This is a genomic window from Staphylococcus edaphicus (assembly GCF_002614725.1).
In the GTDB taxonomy this organism is placed as follows: Bacteria; Bacillota; Bacilli; order Staphylococcales; family Staphylococcaceae; genus Staphylococcus; species Staphylococcus edaphicus.
Window position 1 is genome coordinate 1 of the sequence record NZ_MRZN01000001.1, and the last position, 15,869, is coordinate 15,869.

Sequence of the window (15,869 nt, forward strand, 5' to 3'; positions counted from 1 at the left end):
ATACATTTCATTGTCTGGTGACAATGGCAAGGAGGTCACACCTGTTCCCATGCCGAACACAGAAGTTAAGCTCCTTAGCGCCGATGGTAGTCGGACTTACGTTCCGCAAGAGTAGGACGTTGCCAGGCAATTTATATGGAGGATTAGCTCAGCTGGGAGAGCATCTGCCTTACAAGCAGAGGGTCGGCGGTTCGAACCCGTCATCCTCCACCATTTATTTTTTAGCCGGCCTAGCTCAACTGGTAGAGCAACTGACTTGTAATCAGTAGGTTGGGGGTTCAAGTCCTCTGGCCGGCACCATTTTTGATGAGCCATTAGCTCAGTTGGTAGAGCATCTGACTTTTAATCAGAGGGTCAGTGGTTCGAGCCCACTATGGCTCACCATTAATTTAAATCGCGGGTGTGGCGGAATTGGCAGACGCACTAGACTTAGGATCTAGCGCCTTACGGCGTGGGGGTTCGACTCCCTTCACCCGCATATGCAGAAGTAGTTCAGCGGTAGAATACGACCTTGCCAAGGTCGGGGTCGCGGGTTCGAATCCCGTCTTCTGCTCCATTATTTTAGCCGGGGTGGCGGAACTGGCAGACGCACAGGACTTAAAATCCTGCGATAAGTGATTATCGTACCGGTTCGATTCCGGTCCTCGGCATCATCCTATGAAAATTATGCGCCCATAGCTCAACTGGATAGAGTACTTGACTACGAATCAAGAGGTTATAGGTTCGACCCCTATTGGGCGCACTAATTTACGGGAAGTAGCTCAGCTTGGTAGAGCACTTGGTTTGGGACCAAGGGGTCGCAGGTTCGAATCCTGTCTTCCCGATTTCCTGGATAAATCATATATGGGGGCTTAGCTCAGATGGGAGAGCGCCTGCTTTGCACGCAGGAGGTCAGCGGTTCGATCCCGCTAGTCTCCACCATATTTATACAAACTAAAATACAACGGCGGTGTAGCTCAGCTGGCTAGAGCGTACGGTTCATACCCGTGAGGTCGGGGGTTCGATCCCCTCCACCGCCACTAATTATTAGTTGTAAATTATATTTAGGACCTTTAGCTCAGTTGGTTAGAGCTAACGGCTCATAACCGTTCGGTCGCAGGTTCGAGTCCTGCAAGGTCCATATAATTTTGGAGGAATACCCAAGTCCGGCTGAAGGGATCGGTCTTGAAAACCGACAGGGGCTTAACGGCCCGCGGGGGTTCGAATCCCTCTTCCTCCGCCATTTTTATAATAATTGAATATAATTTATTTTAGCTAATATTTGTGGAGGAATACCCAAGTCCGGCTGAAGGGATCGGTCTTGAAAACCGACAGGAGCTTAACGGCTCGCGGGGGTTCGAATCCCTCTTCCTCCGCCATTAATATTATTATCGCGGGATGGAGCAGTTCGGTAGCTCGTCGGGCTCATAACCCGAAGGTCGGTGGTTCAAATCCGCCTCCCGCAATTTTTAAAAGGTCCCGTAGTGTAGCGGTTAACACGCCTGCCTGTCACGCAGGAGATCGTGGGTTCGAATCCCATCGGGACCGCCATTTATTATGGTTCAGTAGCTCAGTTGGTAGAGCAATGGATTGAAGCTCCATGTGTCGGCAGTTCGATTCTGTCCTGAACCATTTTTAATGCAAGCCGGCCTAGCTCAACTGGTAGAGCAACTGACTTGTAATCAGTAGGTTGGGGGTTCAAGTCCTCTGGCCGGCACCATCTTTTTGGAGGGGTAGCGAAGTGGCTAAACGCGGCGGACTGTAAATCCGCTCCTTCGGGTTCGGCAGTTCGAATCTGCCCCCCTCCACCATCTATTTAATTTTATAGGGGCATATTTCAACGGTAGAATAGAGGTCTCCAAAACCTTTGATGTGGGTTCGATTCCTACTGCCCCTGCCATGGCGGTTGTGGCGAAGTGGTTAACGCATCGGATTGTGGTTCCGACACTCGTGGGTTCGATTCCCATCATCCGCCCTTTATATTAATGGGCTATAGCCAAGCGGTAAGGCAATGGACTTTGACTCCATCACGCGCTGGTTCGAATCCAGCTAGCCCAGTTATTTATTGGCGGCATAGCCAAGTGGTAAGGCAGAGGTCTGCAAAACCTTTATCACCGGTTCAAATCCGGTTGCCGCCTTCAAAAATAAGCGGGAGTAGTTCAACTTTCAGAACACATTCCTTCCCGGAATGAGGTGTAGGTGCAAGTCCTATCTTCCGCTCCATAAGATTTATTATAACCCATGCGGGAGTAGTTCAACTCTTAGAACACGTTCCTTCCCGGAACGAGGTATAGGTGCAAGTCCTATCTTCCGCTCCATAAGATTTATTATAACCCATGCGGGGGTAGTTCAACTTTTAGAACACGTTCCTTCCCGGAACGAGGTGTAGGTGTAAGTCCTATCCTCGCTCCATATTATTACGCGGGAGTAGTTCAACTCTCAGAACACGTTCCTTCCCGGAATGAGGTATAGGTGTAAGTCCTATCTTCCGCTCCATTTATTCTTCCGTTAGGGAAGTTTTTTTTTATCAATTTTTAAGGTTCAGAGAAAAATGTTAATCTTTATTATAGAAAAGATTTATTAAAGAGGCGTATGCTATTGTTTTCATTATTATTATAACTTACAATACATATGTTATACTTAATTGGTTATATATTGATTAACTGTTTCTGACACTTGTTTTTTATAAAAATATGAACTGTAGGAGTTATGAATTTAATGATACGTACAATGATGAATGGAAAAATACATAGAGCAAGAGTAACAGAGTCTAATTTAAACTACGTGGGTAGTATAACGATTGATAAAGATATACTTGATGCAGTAGATATAATGCCAAATGAAAAAGTTGCTATTGTTAATAATAATAATGGGGCGCGTTTTGAAACTTATGTGATTGAGGGAGAACGAGGTACTGGAAAAATATGTTTAAACGGCGCTGCATCCAGATTAGTGGAAGTGGATGATATAGTGATTATTATGACATATGTTCAGTTAAATGAAACTGAATTAATGAGTCATGTTCCTAAAGTTGCTGTTATGAATGAATTTAATCAAATTACACAAATGATTGGTGAAAAAGAAAATGAGATTGTGTTAGATTAAGCATAGGTTTAATATGAGATAAAAGTACTAAATGATTTCAAATTTAATAGCAGTATTGATAATTTTATTTATTGTTGGTTGATATTGATAATAAAAGTGACAATTTATACTCAAAAAGAGTAACTATATTTCTTTTGAAAAGTAGTGTTTTGGCGGTTTTGAAGAAATCTATTGACGACAAAAGCACTAAGTAATATAATGTATTTATGTCGTTTCGAACTTAAGTATTTCATTTTGAAAATGAAAGCTCAATTTTTTATTGAGCCGGTGTGGCGGAATTGGCAGACGCGCGGGACTCAAAATCCCGTTCCTTCTTTGGAGTGTCGGTTCGATCCCGACCACCGGTATTATTATGACATCATAAGACATCAACATACCTTAGAAATCCCGTCGTTACGGGGTTTCTTTTTTTATGACCTCCATTAAATATCATTAAGTTTAAATATTTTGGTCACTGAGTGGACACGAGAGGTGTTTTGTATTGGTCACGTGACCAAAAATGGCGAAACCCATTGATACATAAGGGATAGGACGATTAAACTTTACTTATTAACTCTACTGTACGTTCTTCATCTTCTGCTAATGATTCTTTGAGAAGGTGACCGTATTTGTTCAATGTAACGGATATATCTGAATGACCTAACCTTTTTGATATATAATATATGTTCACTTGTTTATAGATTAAATATGATGCGTGAGTGTGTCTGAACGCATGACTTGTAATATTCCTTTTAATTTCTAACTTCTCACACGCTTGCTTAATTGATTTGTTAACACTAGGATTAGTAATCTGTTCGCCGTTATGTGTGAATAGATAACCACTCATAGAGGCGGGACGTTTATTTGCATATTCCATTAGTACATCGATTAATTCTTTAGATACTTTCACATGACGGGGGGCGGTATCGTTTTTAGTACCGTTTAAAAATATCTCGTTTTTAAATTGGTTAATATCTTCACGTTTTAAATTAATGCAATCACTGAAACGGCCACCTGTTTCAAGCATTAATAATATGATATGTGTAGACGCTGATAGGTATTGCGTACGTTTCATATAGTAATCTTTAATCATACTTAGTTCATCTAAATTTAAATACTTATCAGTTTCTTTTTTGACAGGTGGTTTAGTAGAACTTGCTTTTGCATCAAATGTAAAATTTTTGGTTAGTAATCCATCATACATTGCATTTTCTACTAGCTTTTTACACATTGCATTTATTCTACCTAATTGATCTTGTGATAACTTTTCCTTATATTCAGTTAGAAACTTCTGATATTGTGGACGAGTTATTTTATTAATAGGGGTGTCGTCAAAATAATTATTTATTTTTTCATAATGCCTAAAATTATCTCGATAAGTTTTTGCTGATACATACGGTTTCTTATATGTTTCAATCCATTCTTTAGCATATTGAGAAAATGATATTTTATTGTCTAAGTCTATCCCTTTGGTTGCTTGATTATATCTTTCATTACCTGCATATTCTGCCTCTTTCTTTGTTCTAAATCCACCTTTACGGTAACGTTTTTCGTTGTATCTAAAGTCATATTGCCATTTTCCGTTACGTTTGGTTACATTCATAGCTATTCCTCCTAAAAAAGATAAAAATATATAGGGCACCCTACTGTGCCCTTGAAATTATTGATTTGCATCAACATTTGTATTATGTTCAGCGACTTCTGCATCGTATTCGCTTGCTTGGTCTGCCATTCTTTGTGCATCTTGATCAATTAATTCTCCAGTAGGGTTATTAGCTTTGTTTTCTTGAGGATAGTTATAATCTAAGCCATAAGCTTTTGAAGTGGCAGGTACTTCTTCTTGTTGAACTGGTTGTTGAGAATCTGCAGTTGCTTGTTGTTCTTGTGACTGAACATTTTCTTGCGTGCTAGGTTGTTCTTGTGTATTTTCGTCTTTTGTTACTTGTTTGGTTTCTTCTTTAGTTTTTTTGACTTTTTCATCTTTAGATTTTTTATCGTCTTTCTTCTTACTGTCTTTATTAGATGTTTTAGTTTCTTTTTTATCTTCTGATTTACTTTCTTCTTTATTTCCACATGCAGCCATTACTAAGAAACTTGCTAATAATAAAAATAATACCTTTTTCATTCTACATTTCTCCCTTAATTAGATTATTCCCAATTGTGATGTTCATATACTTGTAAAGGCTCGAATTTAATTACGTATCCTTTATAGTAAACATCTAAGCCATATTTCATTTTATAATGTTCAATCGCTTTTAAAACATAATTGTTCGATACTTCAAAATAACATGCCATTTCATGCAAATTACATATACCCTCGTGGAAAGCGTCAATAATTCCATCTAAGGTAATGACCATTTCACAACCCAAACGTCTGGCCTTTAGTTCAAACTTTCTGTTAAGAATTTTAGATTGATCACGTATATCACCATATGTAATTTTACGATGCGCTAATTCTTCAGCTAATACTTCTAGCTTATGAACATGCTTATTGTTTGTATTGAGTAATATCATTTTATCCAAAGTTAGGCCACTAAGTTCATAGGGGAGTATGTTTGTTTCTTTAATCTTCACATCATCATTATCAATTAACATTTGTTCGAAACTACCCATATATACACCCCTTACTTATTGTCATTGTCCTGAATAAAACGAGCATATTCAATTACTTTCTTCCATTGTTCTTCAGTTAATTCACCATCAAGGTGAGCAGCAATTGTTTCGAAACCAGTTGTAGGTTCATCTTTTGGTTCTTCTTCAAATCCCATAATATAAGAAGGGGATACTTTTAACGCATTAGCTAATTTTACTATTTTATCACGTTTCATATTTTCAATATCTCCAGTTTCCCATTTACGTACAGTAGATTTTCCAACACCAACTATATTTCCTACTTCTTCAAGAGTTAAATTTAATTCTAATCTTCTTTTTTTAATGTCTGGTTTCATATGCTTTATCCTCCTAATTGGTATGTATAGAATATAACACTTTTGTGTCTTAAAGGCAACACTTATATAGGAAATAAAAATAAAGTTTCCCAAAAAGACACTTTTCTGTTGACTTAATAATTAATTACATGTAGTATGTAAGTATCCTTTAAGACACAGGAGGTGTGAAAATGAACACTAACAACTTAAAGGCAGAAGTAACTAGATCTGGAATGTCTATAGAAGAATTTTTATATAAAATAAATTCTAAAGGCATTAAAATGTCTAAAAGTTCTTACTATAAGCGATTAAGAGGTACTTATGAGTTTGATAGAAAAGAGATTTTAGTTATCACGGATGTATTAAATCTGTCTAAGCAACAAATGAATGATATTTTTTTTGGAGAATAAGTGTCATAAAAGACACTAGGAGGTGAATTAAATGACTCAACTTACAGTGACTATACCAGAACAATACGTAGTAATTACTCGTGATGAACATAATCAATTAATTATGAATCAACAAAAAGCTACTTGGAAGAAGAAGGACTTTATAGAACAATCTCCATTTAAAAGTGAAACTACTGTAAATGAACGTATACTTTACAAACCTAAATTCAGAAAAATATTAGAACGTAAAGGGATAGCAACTTATCCAAGTTCACAAAATAAAAACTGGAGTTTCGATGGTCCTAAAGCATATCAATTTTTAAGAGAGTATAGGAATGAATTTTAAGGAGGTGATAACATGAAACACATTTTAGCATGGTTGACTGCAATATTATCCACAACACTATTCGCACTGATCACATTCGACTTTCATTACAGTATTGCATTTAGCATTATAAGTTTCATTGGTAGTTACGCATTTTGGAACGCGTATTACGCAGAAAAAAAGACCGCTAAGCGCGCCAACGCTTAACAGTCGAATAAGTATATTTGTATTAATAGACAACACAAGTATACCACCAATTATAGGAGGTAGACAAGATGTATTACGAAATAGGAGAAATAAGAAGGAATTTTATAACCGTAGATGGATTTACTTTTCACGTGAAAGGTACTAAAACTCAATATGGTGTATTTGTTGAAATAATTGACAAATATGAAAATTTAGTAGATTCAGCTGAAATTAATGATGAAGATATAGGTTTTCGATTATCTCAAGAAATATTTGAGCAAGCTATATATAACTGGATTGAACAAAACACTGATGAAGCAGACCGTATTATGAATCGGGTGATGCAGTGGTGAGTGAAACAATAACTTACATTATCCGTCACAGAGATATGCCAATTTATATAACTAACAAACCAACTGATAATAATTCAGACGTTAGTTATTCAACGAATAGAAATAGAGCTAGAGAATTTAACGGTATGGAAGAAGCGAGTATTAATATGGATTACCACATAGCAATTAAAAAAACAGTAACTGAAACAATTGAATATCAGGAGGTAGACAATGAGTTTTAAAATTAAATCGGCTAAAGATATGAATAAAGACACTGTTACTTATCTTATATACGGTGAACCAGGTAAAGGTAAAACACATACGATTAATTTCCTTCCTGGCAAAACGTTATATATCAGTGTAGACAAATCAGAGAAGCCACTAGAAGGTAATGAAAACATTGACATTTTAGACTTTAATACTCACGAAGCTTGGAAAGAGTGGGGAGAACTTACTAAATATTTGAACGATGAAGATTTAAGTATGTACGACAATATCGTAATAGATAACATTTCTGAATTATTTAGATCAATGCTTGCAAATTTAGGTAGGAATGGTAGAAATAATCGCACACCTGAAATGGCACACTATCAACAAGTTGATTTTTTTACAATTGATAGTTTCCGTTTCTTACAAAACTTAAATAAGCGTTTAGTTTTTCTAGCGTGGGAGTCTACAGCAGAACATTACACAGAAGGTGGACAACAGTTTACACGAACTATGCCTGACATCAGACACACAATTAGGGATAATGTTGCGGGATTGTGCCAAGTAGTAGCTAGATTAGTTATTAATGAAGAAACGGGTAACAGAGGTTTTATACTAACGCCCAGCAATACAGTATGGGCAAAAAACCAACTTTCACAAGACAAACACTGCAAACAAGATGAAGTGTTTCAGTTAGGTAAGGACGGTGAAGAGTGACATGTTTAAATTACACGATTACCAATTAGAACTGGTGAATAAGGCTAGAAATTTAATTATAAAAAATCAAGGTGTGCTTATTCAGTCACCTCCCAGGTAGTGGCAAGTCAGTAATGATTGCTGAAGTTGTTAAAAAAGCAGTCGAAAAGGGTGGACACATTTTATTTATTGTTCATCGTAAAGAGTTAATTATGCAAATAACCCATACTCTAAATACACACGGTGTTGATTTAAATCATGTAGACATACTTTCAGAAAAGAGAGCAAGAAATATACTACAAGAATTAAAACCACCAACTATTATACTAACTGATGAAACGCATCACAGTAGAGCAAAAACTTATACAGAAATATATGAGTACTTTCCTAAAGCCTTACGTTTAGGATTTACTGCAACTCCTTGGCGTTCAAATGGCAAAGGTTTCACTGATATATATAACGAAATAGTCGAGGGTCCTAGCGTAGAGTGGCTTATAAAAAATAAGAAATTAGCCGATTATGACTATAAGAGTGTCGTAATGGCAGATACAAAAAAATTAAAAAAATCATCAACTGGTGACTACACAAAAAAATCTATGGATGAAGCAATACCTAAAGCAATATATGGAGATATTGTTGAGAATTACAAAAGATATGCAAATGGTCAAAAAACTATATTGTATGCCCACAGTGTTGAAGCTAGTAAAGATATAGCTAAAGAGTTTCAAGAACAAGGTATTTCTGCTGCTCATGCGGATGCTAATACAAAAGATTTAGAACGTGAACAAATCATGCAAGATTTCAGAAATGGAACTATCAAAGTGTTATGCAACGTTGATTTAATAAGTGAAGGTTTCGACGTACCAGATTGTACTTGTGTAATACTAGCAAGACCAACAGACTCGTTAGTTTTATTCATGCAACAAGCTATGCGCTCAATGCGTTATCAACCTAATAAAAAAGCATTGATTATAGATCATGTAGGAAATTACGCAAGACATGGGCTACCAGATACCAAACACAATTGGAAAAAGTACTTTAACGGTATTAAGAAAAGAAGTAACAAACAAGATGCCAATGTAATAGGTCTAACGTCATGCAATGAATGCTTTGGTGTTTACGATAATACTTTACCTGTATGTCCTGAGTGTGGTCATGAAAATGAAACAATAGCAGAAAGTTCGGAGTTAAAAAAAGTAGATGCTGAGCTTACTGATATCAAACCATTCAAAGTCGATTACACACTAAAAAGGTACAGCAAAGAAAATATTTCACAGTCAGATTTAGAAACATTAGAAGATTATTATTTATATGCAAAAGCAAATAACTACAAAGAAACATGGGTTAAATTTAATTATCCAGCATGTTCAAGAATGAATTTCCCACAGTTTTACGCAGAAATTAAACCATTAAGAGAAAAATATAAACATTAAAGGAGCAATTAATTATGACATTATTTACAACAGATTATTCAAATATCGAGGAAAACAATCAAGACTTTGGACCACTTCCAGAAGGCGAGTACGAAGTAGTAATCAAAAACGCATCTGAGCGTTCAACACCAAATGGTAAAGAAGAAACACAATTAACATTAGTAGTTCGTAACGATTTAACTAAAGTACCAGAACTTGCAGAACAGAATGGAAAATATGCAAATCGTCACATCTTTGTAGATGAGTGGAAACGAGATATTGACGGAGAATATAAATACAAAATGGATAACTTCATGCACTACTTAAATGGTGTGGGTGTGCCAGAAGGTACAAAAGTAGAAAGTTTTGAGCAATTACTTTCTATGTTCAGAGGTAAGCCAGTAAGAGTTTTTGTTAAACAAGAAGAAAATGAATATAAAGGTAACAAACAAACGGTAAACCGTGTAGCACCTTGGAATTTCAAAAATACTAAATACCCACAAGTGAATCATGAGTGGAAAGAAAAAGATAAAGACAACAAGCAATCTAGCAATCCATTCGAAGGCAATGGTCCTATAGATATTCAAGATGATGACCTTCCATTTTAAGTAAAGGGTGATTTAAATGTATAGTCGTATACCAGATGAATTAAAACAATTAAATAATTGGTGTGTTTGGAAACTACAAGAAAGAAATGGTAAAAAAACAAAATTACCTTTTAATGCAGAGACTGGAGAATTTGCTAAATCAAATGACAAAAGTACTTGGTCTAGTTATGAAGCAGCAGTTAATGCAGAAGGTGTCGATGGTATAGGGTTCTTCTTTGAACCCCCATACCTTGGCATTGATATAGATAAAATAGATGATGATCTACACAGATATAAACATGGAGATAAACTAGATAATATTGTTAGTGAATTTAATGAAGCGTTTAAAAGTTACACAGAAATAAGCCCTAGTGGCACAGGATTACACATTATTGTTAAAGGTAAGATACCAGGCAATCGTAGACGTAAAGGTAACATAGAAATGTACGACAGTGGTCGATTCTTTACAATGACTGGTAAACAAATAGGTAAATACTCAGAAGTAACAGAAACATCTGAAAGAGTATTCAAAACAATCTATGACAAATATTTACCTGACAATACAGTAAAGTATCCTACACAGAATAACTACCAACAAAACATCCACAACTTGTCTGAAATTGATGTGATCAATGAAATTTACAAATCGAAACAATCAAAATTATTCGATGACCTAATGAAAGGGAATTTCGAACCTTATTATAATTCCCACTCAGAAGCGGATATGGCTCTAGCAAATATTCTAGCATTCTGGTGTGCTAAAGATTATTCCCAAATGGATAGTATATTCAGACAATCTAATCTATATAGAGATAAATGGGACGAGAAACGAAAGAACTCCACATACGGAGAGCAAACATTATTTAAAGCAATTAACGAAGCAAATAACATCTATACTCCTAAAGAAGAAAAAGAACCATTGCGTTATGCATTAAGCCACATCTTTGATACTAAAGAGAAAAAAGAAGAATATCCAATTCGTAGCTATGATGATACTGGTAATGCAGATCGTTTCATAGATAGATACGGGAACTTATATAAGTACAGTTATGTAGAAAAGAAATTCTATATCTATGATGGAACAAAATGGACACTGGATGATAGAGGTTCTATACGCAAACTCATTGATGAAATGATTGAGAGTATGAAGAATGAAAAAATCATCCACAGTGAGGGAGTTACTGAAGAAGAAGCTAAAGAGTTCTTTCAAAAGTTTTATAAAAAAACAAGAGGTACTCAATCAAAGAAAAATATCACAGATGAATTGAAACACCGTAGACCTGTTACTCCAGATAGTTTCGACAAAGACAATATGCTGCTAAATGTATCGAATGGATATATTGATTTAACAAGTCGTGAACTATACAAACACGATATAGATAAAATGTTTTCACAAATAGCGAATACTGATTATTCAGAAAAAATGCAACCTGCTGTATGGTTAGATTTCTTAAACGATATATTTGCAGGAGATAAAGAAGTTATTAGATATATTCAAAAAGCATTAGGTTACTCATTAACAGGAAGTACAAGGGAGCAAGTAATGTTCATACTTCATGGTAAAGGGCGTAATGGTAAGAGTATATTCGTTGAAACAATCGCAGAGATACTTGGAGATTACTCGAATAATATGCAAGCTAAATCATTAATGGTTAAGAAGAACGACAATGTAAATACAGATATTGCCAGATTGAGCAAAGCAAGGTTTGTTACATCTTCTGAACCTAATGAAGGATTTAGATTCGATGAAGGATTAATAAAACAGATCACTGGTGGAGATAAAGTTACAGCAAGATTCCTATATGCAGAAGAATTTGAATATACGCCTAAATTCAAAATATGGGTTTCAACAAACCATAAGCCAATTATACGAGGAACAGATGATGGTATTTGGAGACGTTTAGTCTTAATACCTTTCGAAGTGCAGATACCAGAAGAAAAAGTTGATAAAGATCTAAAGTATAAATTATTAAGAGAAGCACCAGCCATACTCAATTGGATGACAGAAGGTGCATACATGTGGATGCGAGAAGGATTAGAAATGCCAGAGAAATTAAAGAATGCTGGACAATCTTATCGTACTGAAATGGATGTTATTGAACAGTTTATTGAAGAAAAGTGTAGACGTATAGATGGTGGAAAAGCAACAGCTAACGAATTATACGAAACCTTTAAAAAATGGGCTGATGATAATAATGAGTACAAAATGGACAAAAATAAATTTGGTAAGAAAATGAAAGAGAAATTTGAAAGCAAAAGAATGAATACAGGTGTTAACTATTTCGGAATTGAATTAATACAAACTTATCCAGGATTACATTCTTTAAAATAGCAAAAGGTGTACACCAATGTGTATACCTAATCGACAAAATAAAATTGTCCAAACCATTGATATGACTACGTTTATAATACTTTATATATAGAGAGTGTATACCTATTAATATAAAAGTAATATACGTAAATATAAAAGCTATATAAATATAGAGAAGTCTTTTAAGTGGTGGTATACACGATTTATTTAAAACCTTACAGCCGTAAGGGTTAAGGACTGTTTTAGGTATACACAAAGGTGTGCACTTTGTGGAGGAAGTTATGAAATCAGAACAAACAATACAAAATGAAATAATTATTGCTGTTAATAGATTAGGTCACAGATTGTGGAGAAGTAATGCAGGCAAAGTTATTACGAAAGACAACCGCGTTATTCAACTATTCCCTAAAGGTTTTCCCGACACAGTAGGGTTTCGTAAAACGGATGGCAAGATAATATTTATAGAAGTTAAAACAGATAAAGGACGATTGAGACCAGAACAAGAGAAGTTTAAAACGTTCATTGAAACACAACCCGTTTTATATGGAGTAGCGAGAAGTCCACAAGATGCCATAGATATCATTGAGAACGGAGCGATATATCATGAATGAAATTTGGAAAGAAATTAAAGGCTATGAAGGTAAATATAGCATTTCAAATTTAGGTAGAGTTAAGAGTCATAATTTTAATAATACAAAACAAGAAAAAATCCTTAAGAACAAAAGTACGAAAGAAAGATATTTAAGAATTTCACTTGGTAAAGGAAATAACAAATCAATACACAGATTAGTTGCTGAAGCATTTATTCCAAATGAAGAGAATAAAGAATATGTTAATCATGTTAATGGCATAAAACACGATAATAGAGCTACTAATTTAGAGTGGGTAACTCAATTAGAAAATGTGAAACATGCTATAGAAAACAAACTTTGGACACCAAAAATAAGTGAGAAAACAAAAGAAGCAAGTCTTAAAAAAACTAGAAAGAAAGTTATTCAGTTAGATAAAGATAATAAAATTCTTAATGAATATATATCTATAGAAGAAGCTCAAAGACAAACAGGCATTTTTCACATCTCATGTGTAATGAATGGAACAAGAAAACAAGCTGGTGGATATAAATGGAAATTAAAATCATAGAAGGTGATAAGCATGGAAGCAACAATCACACTGAAAATTAAAGTGGAAGTTGAACAAGAGGTCACGGTACCTGTGGCAGACAATTATGACTTAGAAGAAATAAGCAATAGAGAAGCTGACAGAGTGGCAGAAGCATACAAGGACAACCCAGAGAAATTAGGTTTCGAGGATATTAAATTTAGAAAAGTATCAGACGTACAAGTTAAGGATTATTAGGAGGACTCAAATAATGAAAACAATTAAAATACACGACATTATATATCAAATCGTAGGAGATAATCTGAATGCAATAGAAGATTTAGATATAGCAGATGCAACGATTCGTACAAGATTATTAAGAGGGTGGACGTTAGAAGAAGCGTGCCAAGTACCTAAAGGATTAAATCGTCGTGATCTAGAATATATTAACTTTGCTAAAGCATACGAAGAAGATACGCAAGAAGCCACATTAGATTATCGAGATGAGAAGTTGAGAAAAGAGAAACCACATTTGTTTAATGGAACACCACAGAAACACCGTAGAGGTAAATGGTGTGAGTATTTGATGAACACGAGTATTTTCCCGAAGGTGGTTAGGTAGATGAAAATCAGAGATTTAAATATAGATGACTACGTCATTGTGTATGACATAGGCAAGGGTGAGAATAGTGAAGGTATGACGGTTGTTGGTAGAGTAATAGACTTAATATTTAATGATGAAAATACAAATTTTGCAGAGATTAATTCAATGGGCAATTTATATACAATCACAGACAATAACTACTTTGATTTGTGGAGTAACTATATAGAGAGTAAAACGTAGAGTGTGAGTGAAGTGAGGGTAAAAGATTTGAATTTAGGAGATACTATCCAAATTCCAAACGGAAAGGTTCCTTTAGAAGGTAAAGTGACTTCAATTAGTGACCAGTTAGCAATTGTAGAAATACCTATAGTCGGTCATCGATTTATATCAGATGAATCAGATTTCAAAAGAATTAGAAAAGCTAGCAAACCATTAGACCCTAGTAAGTGGTTAGAGAAAGCTATTGAAGATTCAGAAGAATATATTAGTAAAGTTAAATCCAATGACGTACAACAACGTAAGCGTAACGACACAGTTAACCACCCATCACATTATAACTACGGTGAGATAGAAGTAATAGATTATTGTGACCAAGTGTGTAAGCAATATCCACCAGAATTAGCACCTTACGTATTTAATGCTATTAAGTATTTGAGTAGAGCAAATCATAAGAATGGTCGAGAAGATATTGATAAAGCGAAATTTTACGTACAGCGACTATTTGATAAGTGGGAGTGAACTAGATGGATTACTTCAAGCATAAATACTATTTAACACGTGACAACATTCGAGTAGCACATGTTCATATTGTAGGTAGCAAATATATAGTATGTGGGCATTATAAACAATTCACTGAATTTAAAAGACGTAGATTTGATAAAGCAGGATTTGATGAATTTGTCCAAAACAATAATTTGGTACTAGAGCAATGATCCTTTCAAACACAATAAATATTAGATACAAATATAAAACCGGTGGGATGAACACCAAAGAAATGGCACAGTTGCTAAAGTATTATGGATTTTATAGAGGTTTTATATCTATTATAGGAGTGATTTAATGGAAGAAATTTGGAAGGATGTAAAAGGCTATGAAGGTCTTTATAAGATTTCTAATCACGGTAGAGTGTGGACAAACAAATACAAAAAGTATTTAAAGCAATTTAGTAGTCAAGGTAGGTATTTACATGTGTCGTTAAGTAAAAGAGGTAAAGTGAGAAAATATGACATCCATAGATTAGTAGCGTTAAATTTCATACCTCTAATAGACGGTAAAAATGTAGTTAATCATATTGACGAAAATAAGACTAATAATCATGTAAGTAATTTAGAGTGGTGTACGCAAAAAGAAAATATTAATCACGGTACAGGAATACAAAGGGGATTAGAAACAAAGAAAACAAGTACAAAGTTTAAAAGGAGTTTTGAAATTAGATCAACACCAGTTGTAGGTATAAACATTTTAACGGGCAATAAAATCGAATATGAATCGATGCTAGCTGCCGAAAAAGATGGTTTTAGAAATGGAGCAATATCGAATTGCATACTTGGAAAAGGTAATACCCACGCTGGATATAAATGGTATAAAAAATCAAAACAAAGGACTTTATTGGATGAGATGAAAGATTTAGAGAAACAAGTTGAAAAATTAGAAGAAGAAAATAGGGAATTGAAACAGCTTTATCGTAGCAGTGTTGCCAGAGGATAAAGCACATAACAGGAAAGTAATGGAG

At 34.9% G+C, this 15,869-nt stretch carries 22 protein-coding genes, 26 tRNA genes and 1 rRNA gene; 45 read left to right on the forward strand and 4 right to left on the reverse strand.

Annotation, left to right across the window (positions count from 1 at the left end; genetic code table 11):
• The first annotated feature begins 13 nt into the window (after positions 1–13).
• The 28 genes from rrf (at position 14) to BTJ66_RS00135 (ending at position 3,431) form a co-directional block, all read left to right on the forward strand.
• Positions 14–128 (forward strand): 5S ribosomal RNA (gene rrf, locus BTJ66_RS00005).
• 9 nt (positions 129–137) lie between these two features.
• Positions 138–213: transfer RNA gene (locus BTJ66_RS00010), tRNA-Val, on the forward strand.
• An 11-nt stretch (positions 214–224) separates the two neighbouring features.
• A tRNA-Thr gene (locus BTJ66_RS00015) sits at positions 225–300 on the forward strand.
• 8 nt (positions 301–308) lie between these two features.
• Positions 309–384: transfer RNA gene (locus tag BTJ66_RS00020), tRNA-Lys, on the forward strand.
• Positions 385–396: 12 nt separating this feature from the next.
• Positions 397–478, forward strand: a tRNA-Leu gene (locus BTJ66_RS00025).
• A gap of 3 nt (positions 479–481) precedes the next feature.
• A tRNA-Gly gene (locus tag BTJ66_RS00030) sits at positions 482–556 on the forward strand.
• An 8-nt stretch (positions 557–564) separates the two neighbouring features.
• Positions 565–650, forward strand: a tRNA-Leu gene (locus BTJ66_RS00035).
• Positions 651–668: 18 nt separating this feature from the next.
• Positions 669–742 (forward strand) — tRNA-Arg (locus BTJ66_RS00040).
• Positions 743–750: 8 nt separating this feature from the next.
• A tRNA-Pro gene (locus BTJ66_RS00045) sits at positions 751–824 on the forward strand.
• Between the two features lie 21 nt (positions 825–845).
• Positions 846–921, forward strand: a tRNA-Ala gene (locus tag BTJ66_RS00050).
• A gap of 24 nt (positions 922–945) precedes the next feature.
• Positions 946–1,019, forward strand: a tRNA-Met gene (locus BTJ66_RS00055).
• A gap of 27 nt (positions 1,020–1,046) precedes the next feature.
• Positions 1,047–1,120 (forward strand) — tRNA-Ile (locus BTJ66_RS00060).
• Between the two features lie 9 nt (positions 1,121–1,129).
• Positions 1,130–1,222: transfer RNA gene (locus BTJ66_RS00065), tRNA-Ser, on the forward strand.
• 43 nt (positions 1,223–1,265) lie between these two features.
• Positions 1,266–1,358, forward strand: a tRNA-Ser gene (locus BTJ66_RS00070).
• A 13-nt stretch (positions 1,359–1,371) separates the two neighbouring features.
• A tRNA-Met gene (locus BTJ66_RS00075) sits at positions 1,372–1,445 on the forward strand.
• A 9-nt stretch (positions 1,446–1,454) separates the two neighbouring features.
• A tRNA-Asp gene (locus BTJ66_RS00080) sits at positions 1,455–1,530 on the forward strand.
• An 8-nt stretch (positions 1,531–1,538) separates the two neighbouring features.
• A tRNA-Phe gene (locus BTJ66_RS00085) sits at positions 1,539–1,611 on the forward strand.
• Positions 1,612–1,623: 12 nt separating this feature from the next.
• Positions 1,624–1,699, forward strand: a tRNA-Thr gene (locus BTJ66_RS00090).
• Between the two features lie 7 nt (positions 1,700–1,706).
• A tRNA-Tyr gene (locus BTJ66_RS00095) sits at positions 1,707–1,790 on the forward strand.
• A 15-nt stretch (positions 1,791–1,805) separates the two neighbouring features.
• A tRNA-Trp gene (locus tag BTJ66_RS00100) sits at positions 1,806–1,879 on the forward strand.
• A gap of 2 nt (positions 1,880–1,881) precedes the next feature.
• Positions 1,882–1,954: transfer RNA gene (locus tag BTJ66_RS00105), tRNA-His, on the forward strand.
• Positions 1,955–1,965: 11 nt separating this feature from the next.
• Positions 1,966–2,037 (forward strand) — tRNA-Gln (locus BTJ66_RS00110).
• A gap of 9 nt (positions 2,038–2,046) precedes the next feature.
• Positions 2,047–2,117: transfer RNA gene (locus BTJ66_RS00115), tRNA-Cys, on the forward strand.
• 10 nt (positions 2,118–2,127) lie between these two features.
• A tRNA-Gly gene (locus tag BTJ66_RS00120) sits at positions 2,128–2,202 on the forward strand.
• Positions 2,203–2,222: 20 nt separating this feature from the next.
• Positions 2,223–2,297 (forward strand) — tRNA-Gly (locus BTJ66_RS00125).
• A gap of 103 nt (positions 2,298–2,400) precedes the next feature.
• Positions 2,401–2,475 (forward strand) — tRNA-Gly (locus BTJ66_RS13485).
• A gap of 222 nt (positions 2,476–2,697) precedes the next feature.
• Positions 2,698–3,084 (forward strand): aspartate 1-decarboxylase, encoded by a 387-nt coding sequence (gene panD / locus BTJ66_RS00130; RefSeq protein WP_099088983.1) that lies wholly within the window; start codon positions 2,698–2,700, stop codon positions 3,082–3,084.
• Positions 3,085–3,347: 263 nt separating this feature from the next.
• Positions 3,348–3,431, forward strand: a tRNA-Leu gene (locus BTJ66_RS00135).
• Between the two features lie 188 nt (positions 3,432–3,619).
• On the opposite strand, the gene BTJ66_RS00140 is transcribed toward BTJ66_RS00135, so the two are convergent.
• From BTJ66_RS00140 to BTJ66_RS00155, 4 genes are read right to left on the reverse strand one after another with little or no spacing between them, the layout of a single operon-like run.
• Entirely contained in the window at positions 3,620–4,666 is a 1,047-nt protein-coding gene (locus BTJ66_RS00140) for a tyrosine-type recombinase/integrase (RefSeq protein ID WP_099088984.1), read from the reverse strand.
• A 57-nt stretch (positions 4,667–4,723) separates the two neighbouring features.
• Positions 4,724–5,188 carry a hypothetical protein gene (locus tag BTJ66_RS00145; RefSeq protein WP_099088985.1) on the reverse strand — a complete coding sequence of 155 codons (465 nt, stop codon included), beginning with the start codon at positions 5,186–5,188 and terminating at the stop codon, positions 4,724–4,726.
• 23 nt (positions 5,189–5,211) lie between these two features.
• Positions 5,212–5,676 carry an ImmA/IrrE family metallo-endopeptidase gene (locus tag BTJ66_RS00150; RefSeq protein ID WP_099088986.1) on the reverse strand — a complete coding sequence of 155 codons (465 nt, stop codon included), beginning with the start codon at positions 5,674–5,676 and terminating at the stop codon, positions 5,212–5,214.
• Positions 5,677–5,687: 11 nt separating this feature from the next.
• Positions 5,688–6,011 (reverse strand): helix-turn-helix domain-containing protein, encoded by a 324-nt coding sequence (locus BTJ66_RS00155; RefSeq protein WP_099088987.1) that lies wholly within the window; start codon positions 6,009–6,011, stop codon positions 5,688–5,690.
• 170 nt (positions 6,012–6,181) lie between these two features.
• Here BTJ66_RS00155 and BTJ66_RS00160 point away from each other — a divergent pair, with 170 nt between their 5' ends.
• The 17 genes from BTJ66_RS00160 to BTJ66_RS00235 all read left to right on the forward strand — a co-directional run bounded on the left by BTJ66_RS00160 (position 6,182) and on the right by BTJ66_RS00235 (position 15,844).
• Complete coding sequence (locus BTJ66_RS00160; protein ID WP_099088988.1) at positions 6,182–6,400, forward strand: BetR domain protein; 219 nt, start codon at positions 6,182–6,184, stop codon at positions 6,398–6,400.
• 31 nt (positions 6,401–6,431) lie between these two features.
• A complete protein-coding gene (locus tag BTJ66_RS00165; protein WP_099088989.1) occupies positions 6,432–6,725 on the forward strand; it encodes a DUF771 domain-containing protein in 294 nt (97 codons plus the stop codon).
• Between the two features lie 12 nt (positions 6,726–6,737).
• Positions 6,738–6,911 carry a hypothetical protein gene (locus tag BTJ66_RS13530; protein WP_161940530.1) on the forward strand — a complete coding sequence of 58 codons (174 nt, stop codon included), beginning with the start codon at positions 6,738–6,740 and terminating at the stop codon, positions 6,909–6,911.
• 68 nt (positions 6,912–6,979) lie between these two features.
• Positions 6,980–7,243, forward strand: coding sequence for a DUF1108 family protein (locus BTJ66_RS00170; RefSeq protein WP_099088990.1), 264 nt, complete (start codon positions 6,980–6,982; stop codon positions 7,241–7,243).
• Positions 7,240–7,464, forward strand: coding sequence for a DUF2483 family protein (locus tag BTJ66_RS00175; protein WP_099088991.1), 225 nt, complete (start codon positions 7,240–7,242; stop codon positions 7,462–7,464). Before BTJ66_RS00170 ends, BTJ66_RS00175 begins: the two co-directional genes overlap by 4 nt.
• Entirely contained in the window at positions 7,454–8,146 is a 693-nt protein-coding gene (locus tag BTJ66_RS00180) for an AAA family ATPase (RefSeq protein ID WP_099088992.1), read from the forward strand. Before BTJ66_RS00175 ends, BTJ66_RS00180 begins: the two co-directional genes overlap by 11 nt.
• 71 nt (positions 8,147–8,217) lie before the next feature.
• On the forward strand, positions 8,218–9,558 hold the full coding sequence (locus BTJ66_RS00185) for a DEAD/DEAH box helicase (RefSeq protein ID WP_238597569.1): 1,341 nt from the start codon (positions 8,218–8,220) through the stop codon (positions 9,556–9,558).
• Positions 9,559–9,572: 14 nt separating this feature from the next.
• Positions 9,573–10,145, forward strand: a complete 573-nt coding sequence (locus tag BTJ66_RS00190) for a DUF669 domain-containing protein (RefSeq protein ID WP_099088993.1) — start codon at positions 9,573–9,575, stop codon at positions 10,143–10,145.
• Between the two features lie 16 nt (positions 10,146–10,161).
• Positions 10,162–12,456 carry a phage/plasmid primase, P4 family gene (locus BTJ66_RS00195; RefSeq protein ID WP_099088994.1) on the forward strand — a complete coding sequence of 765 codons (2,295 nt, stop codon included), beginning with the start codon at positions 10,162–10,164 and terminating at the stop codon, positions 12,454–12,456.
• Between the two features lie 260 nt (positions 12,457–12,716).
• Complete coding sequence (locus BTJ66_RS00200; RefSeq protein WP_099088995.1) at positions 12,717–13,046, forward strand: VRR-NUC domain-containing protein; 330 nt, start codon at positions 12,717–12,719, stop codon at positions 13,044–13,046.
• Positions 13,039–13,575 (forward strand): NUMOD4 domain-containing protein, encoded by a 537-nt coding sequence (locus BTJ66_RS00205; RefSeq protein ID WP_099088996.1) that lies wholly within the window; start codon positions 13,039–13,041, stop codon positions 13,573–13,575. Before BTJ66_RS00200 ends, BTJ66_RS00205 begins: the two co-directional genes overlap by 8 nt.
• Positions 13,576–13,587: 12 nt before the next feature.
• Positions 13,588–13,791 carry a hypothetical protein gene (locus BTJ66_RS00210; protein WP_099088997.1) on the forward strand — a complete coding sequence of 68 codons (204 nt, stop codon included), beginning with the start codon at positions 13,588–13,590 and terminating at the stop codon, positions 13,789–13,791.
• Between the two features lie 13 nt (positions 13,792–13,804).
• Positions 13,805–14,155 carry an SA1788 family PVL leukocidin-associated protein gene (locus BTJ66_RS00215; protein ID WP_099088998.1) on the forward strand — a complete coding sequence of 117 codons (351 nt, stop codon included), beginning with the start codon at positions 13,805–13,807 and terminating at the stop codon, positions 14,153–14,155.
• Complete coding sequence (locus BTJ66_RS00220) at positions 14,156–14,377, forward strand: hypothetical protein (RefSeq protein WP_099088999.1); 222 nt, start codon at positions 14,156–14,158, stop codon at positions 14,375–14,377.
• Between the two features lie 27 nt (positions 14,378–14,404).
• Positions 14,405–14,875, forward strand: a complete 471-nt coding sequence (locus BTJ66_RS00225; protein ID WP_238597570.1) for a DUF3310 domain-containing protein — start codon at positions 14,405–14,407, stop codon at positions 14,873–14,875.
• Positions 14,876–14,880: 5 nt separating this feature from the next.
• Positions 14,881–15,069 carry an SAV1978 family virulence-associated passenger protein gene (locus tag BTJ66_RS00230; protein WP_099089000.1) on the forward strand — a complete coding sequence of 63 codons (189 nt, stop codon included), beginning with the start codon at positions 14,881–14,883 and terminating at the stop codon, positions 15,067–15,069.
• A 127-nt stretch (positions 15,070–15,196) separates the two neighbouring features.
• Positions 15,197–15,844, forward strand: coding sequence for an NUMOD4 domain-containing protein (locus BTJ66_RS00235; protein ID WP_099089001.1), 648 nt, complete (start codon positions 15,197–15,199; stop codon positions 15,842–15,844).
• Positions 15,845–15,869 lie beyond the last annotated feature (25 nt).

Excerpts from the sequence above, each read along its gene's own strand:
- BTJ66_RS00145 (WP_099088985.1), bottom strand. The coding sequence starts at position 5,188 with ATGAAAAAGGTATTATTTTTATTATTAGCAAGTTTCTTAGTAATGGCT.
- BTJ66_RS00170 (WP_099088990.1), top strand. The coding sequence starts at position 6,980 with ATGTATTACGAAATAGGAGAAATAAGAAGGAATTTTATAACCGTAGAT.
- BTJ66_RS00205 (WP_099088996.1), top strand. The coding sequence starts at position 13,039 with ATGAATGAAATTTGGAAAGAAATTAAAGGCTATGAAGGTAAATATAGC.
- BTJ66_RS00180 (WP_099088992.1), top strand. The coding sequence starts at position 7,454 with ATGAGTTTTAAAATTAAATCGGCTAAAGATATGAATAAAGACACTGTT.
- BTJ66_RS00195 (WP_099088994.1), top strand. The coding sequence starts at position 10,162 with ATGTATAGTCGTATACCAGATGAATTAAAACAATTAAATAATTGGTGT.
- BTJ66_RS00155 (WP_099088987.1), bottom strand. The coding sequence starts at position 6,011 with ATGAAACCAGACATTAAAAAAAGAAGATTAGAATTAAATTTAACTCTT.
- BTJ66_RS00165 (WP_099088989.1), top strand. The coding sequence starts at position 6,432 with ATGACTCAACTTACAGTGACTATACCAGAACAATACGTAGTAATTACT.
- BTJ66_RS00235 (WP_099089001.1), top strand. The coding sequence starts at position 15,197 with ATGGAAGAAATTTGGAAGGATGTAAAAGGCTATGAAGGTCTTTATAAG.
- BTJ66_RS00200 (WP_099088995.1), top strand. The coding sequence starts at position 12,717 with ATGAAATCAGAACAAACAATACAAAATGAAATAATTATTGCTGTTAAT.
- BTJ66_RS13530 (WP_161940530.1), top strand. The coding sequence starts at position 6,738 with ATGAAACACATTTTAGCATGGTTGACTGCAATATTATCCACAACACTA.
- panD (WP_099088983.1), top strand. The coding sequence starts at position 2,698 with ATGATACGTACAATGATGAATGGAAAAATACATAGAGCAAGAGTAACA.
- BTJ66_RS00210 (WP_099088997.1), top strand. The coding sequence starts at position 13,588 with ATGGAAGCAACAATCACACTGAAAATTAAAGTGGAAGTTGAACAAGAG.
- BTJ66_RS00160 (WP_099088988.1), top strand. The coding sequence starts at position 6,182 with ATGAACACTAACAACTTAAAGGCAGAAGTAACTAGATCTGGAATGTCT.
- BTJ66_RS00140 (WP_099088984.1), bottom strand. The coding sequence starts at position 4,666 with ATGAATGTAACCAAACGTAACGGAAAATGGCAATATGACTTTAGATAC.
- BTJ66_RS00150 (WP_099088986.1), bottom strand. The coding sequence starts at position 5,676 with ATGGGTAGTTTCGAACAAATGTTAATTGATAATGATGATGTGAAGATT.
- BTJ66_RS00190 (WP_099088993.1), top strand. The coding sequence starts at position 9,573 with ATGACATTATTTACAACAGATTATTCAAATATCGAGGAAAACAATCAA.
- BTJ66_RS00215 (WP_099088998.1), top strand. The coding sequence starts at position 13,805 with ATGAAAACAATTAAAATACACGACATTATATATCAAATCGTAGGAGAT.
- BTJ66_RS00230 (WP_099089000.1), top strand. The coding sequence starts at position 14,881 with ATGGATTACTTCAAGCATAAATACTATTTAACACGTGACAACATTCGA.
- BTJ66_RS00220 (WP_099088999.1), top strand. The coding sequence starts at position 14,156 with ATGAAAATCAGAGATTTAAATATAGATGACTACGTCATTGTGTATGAC.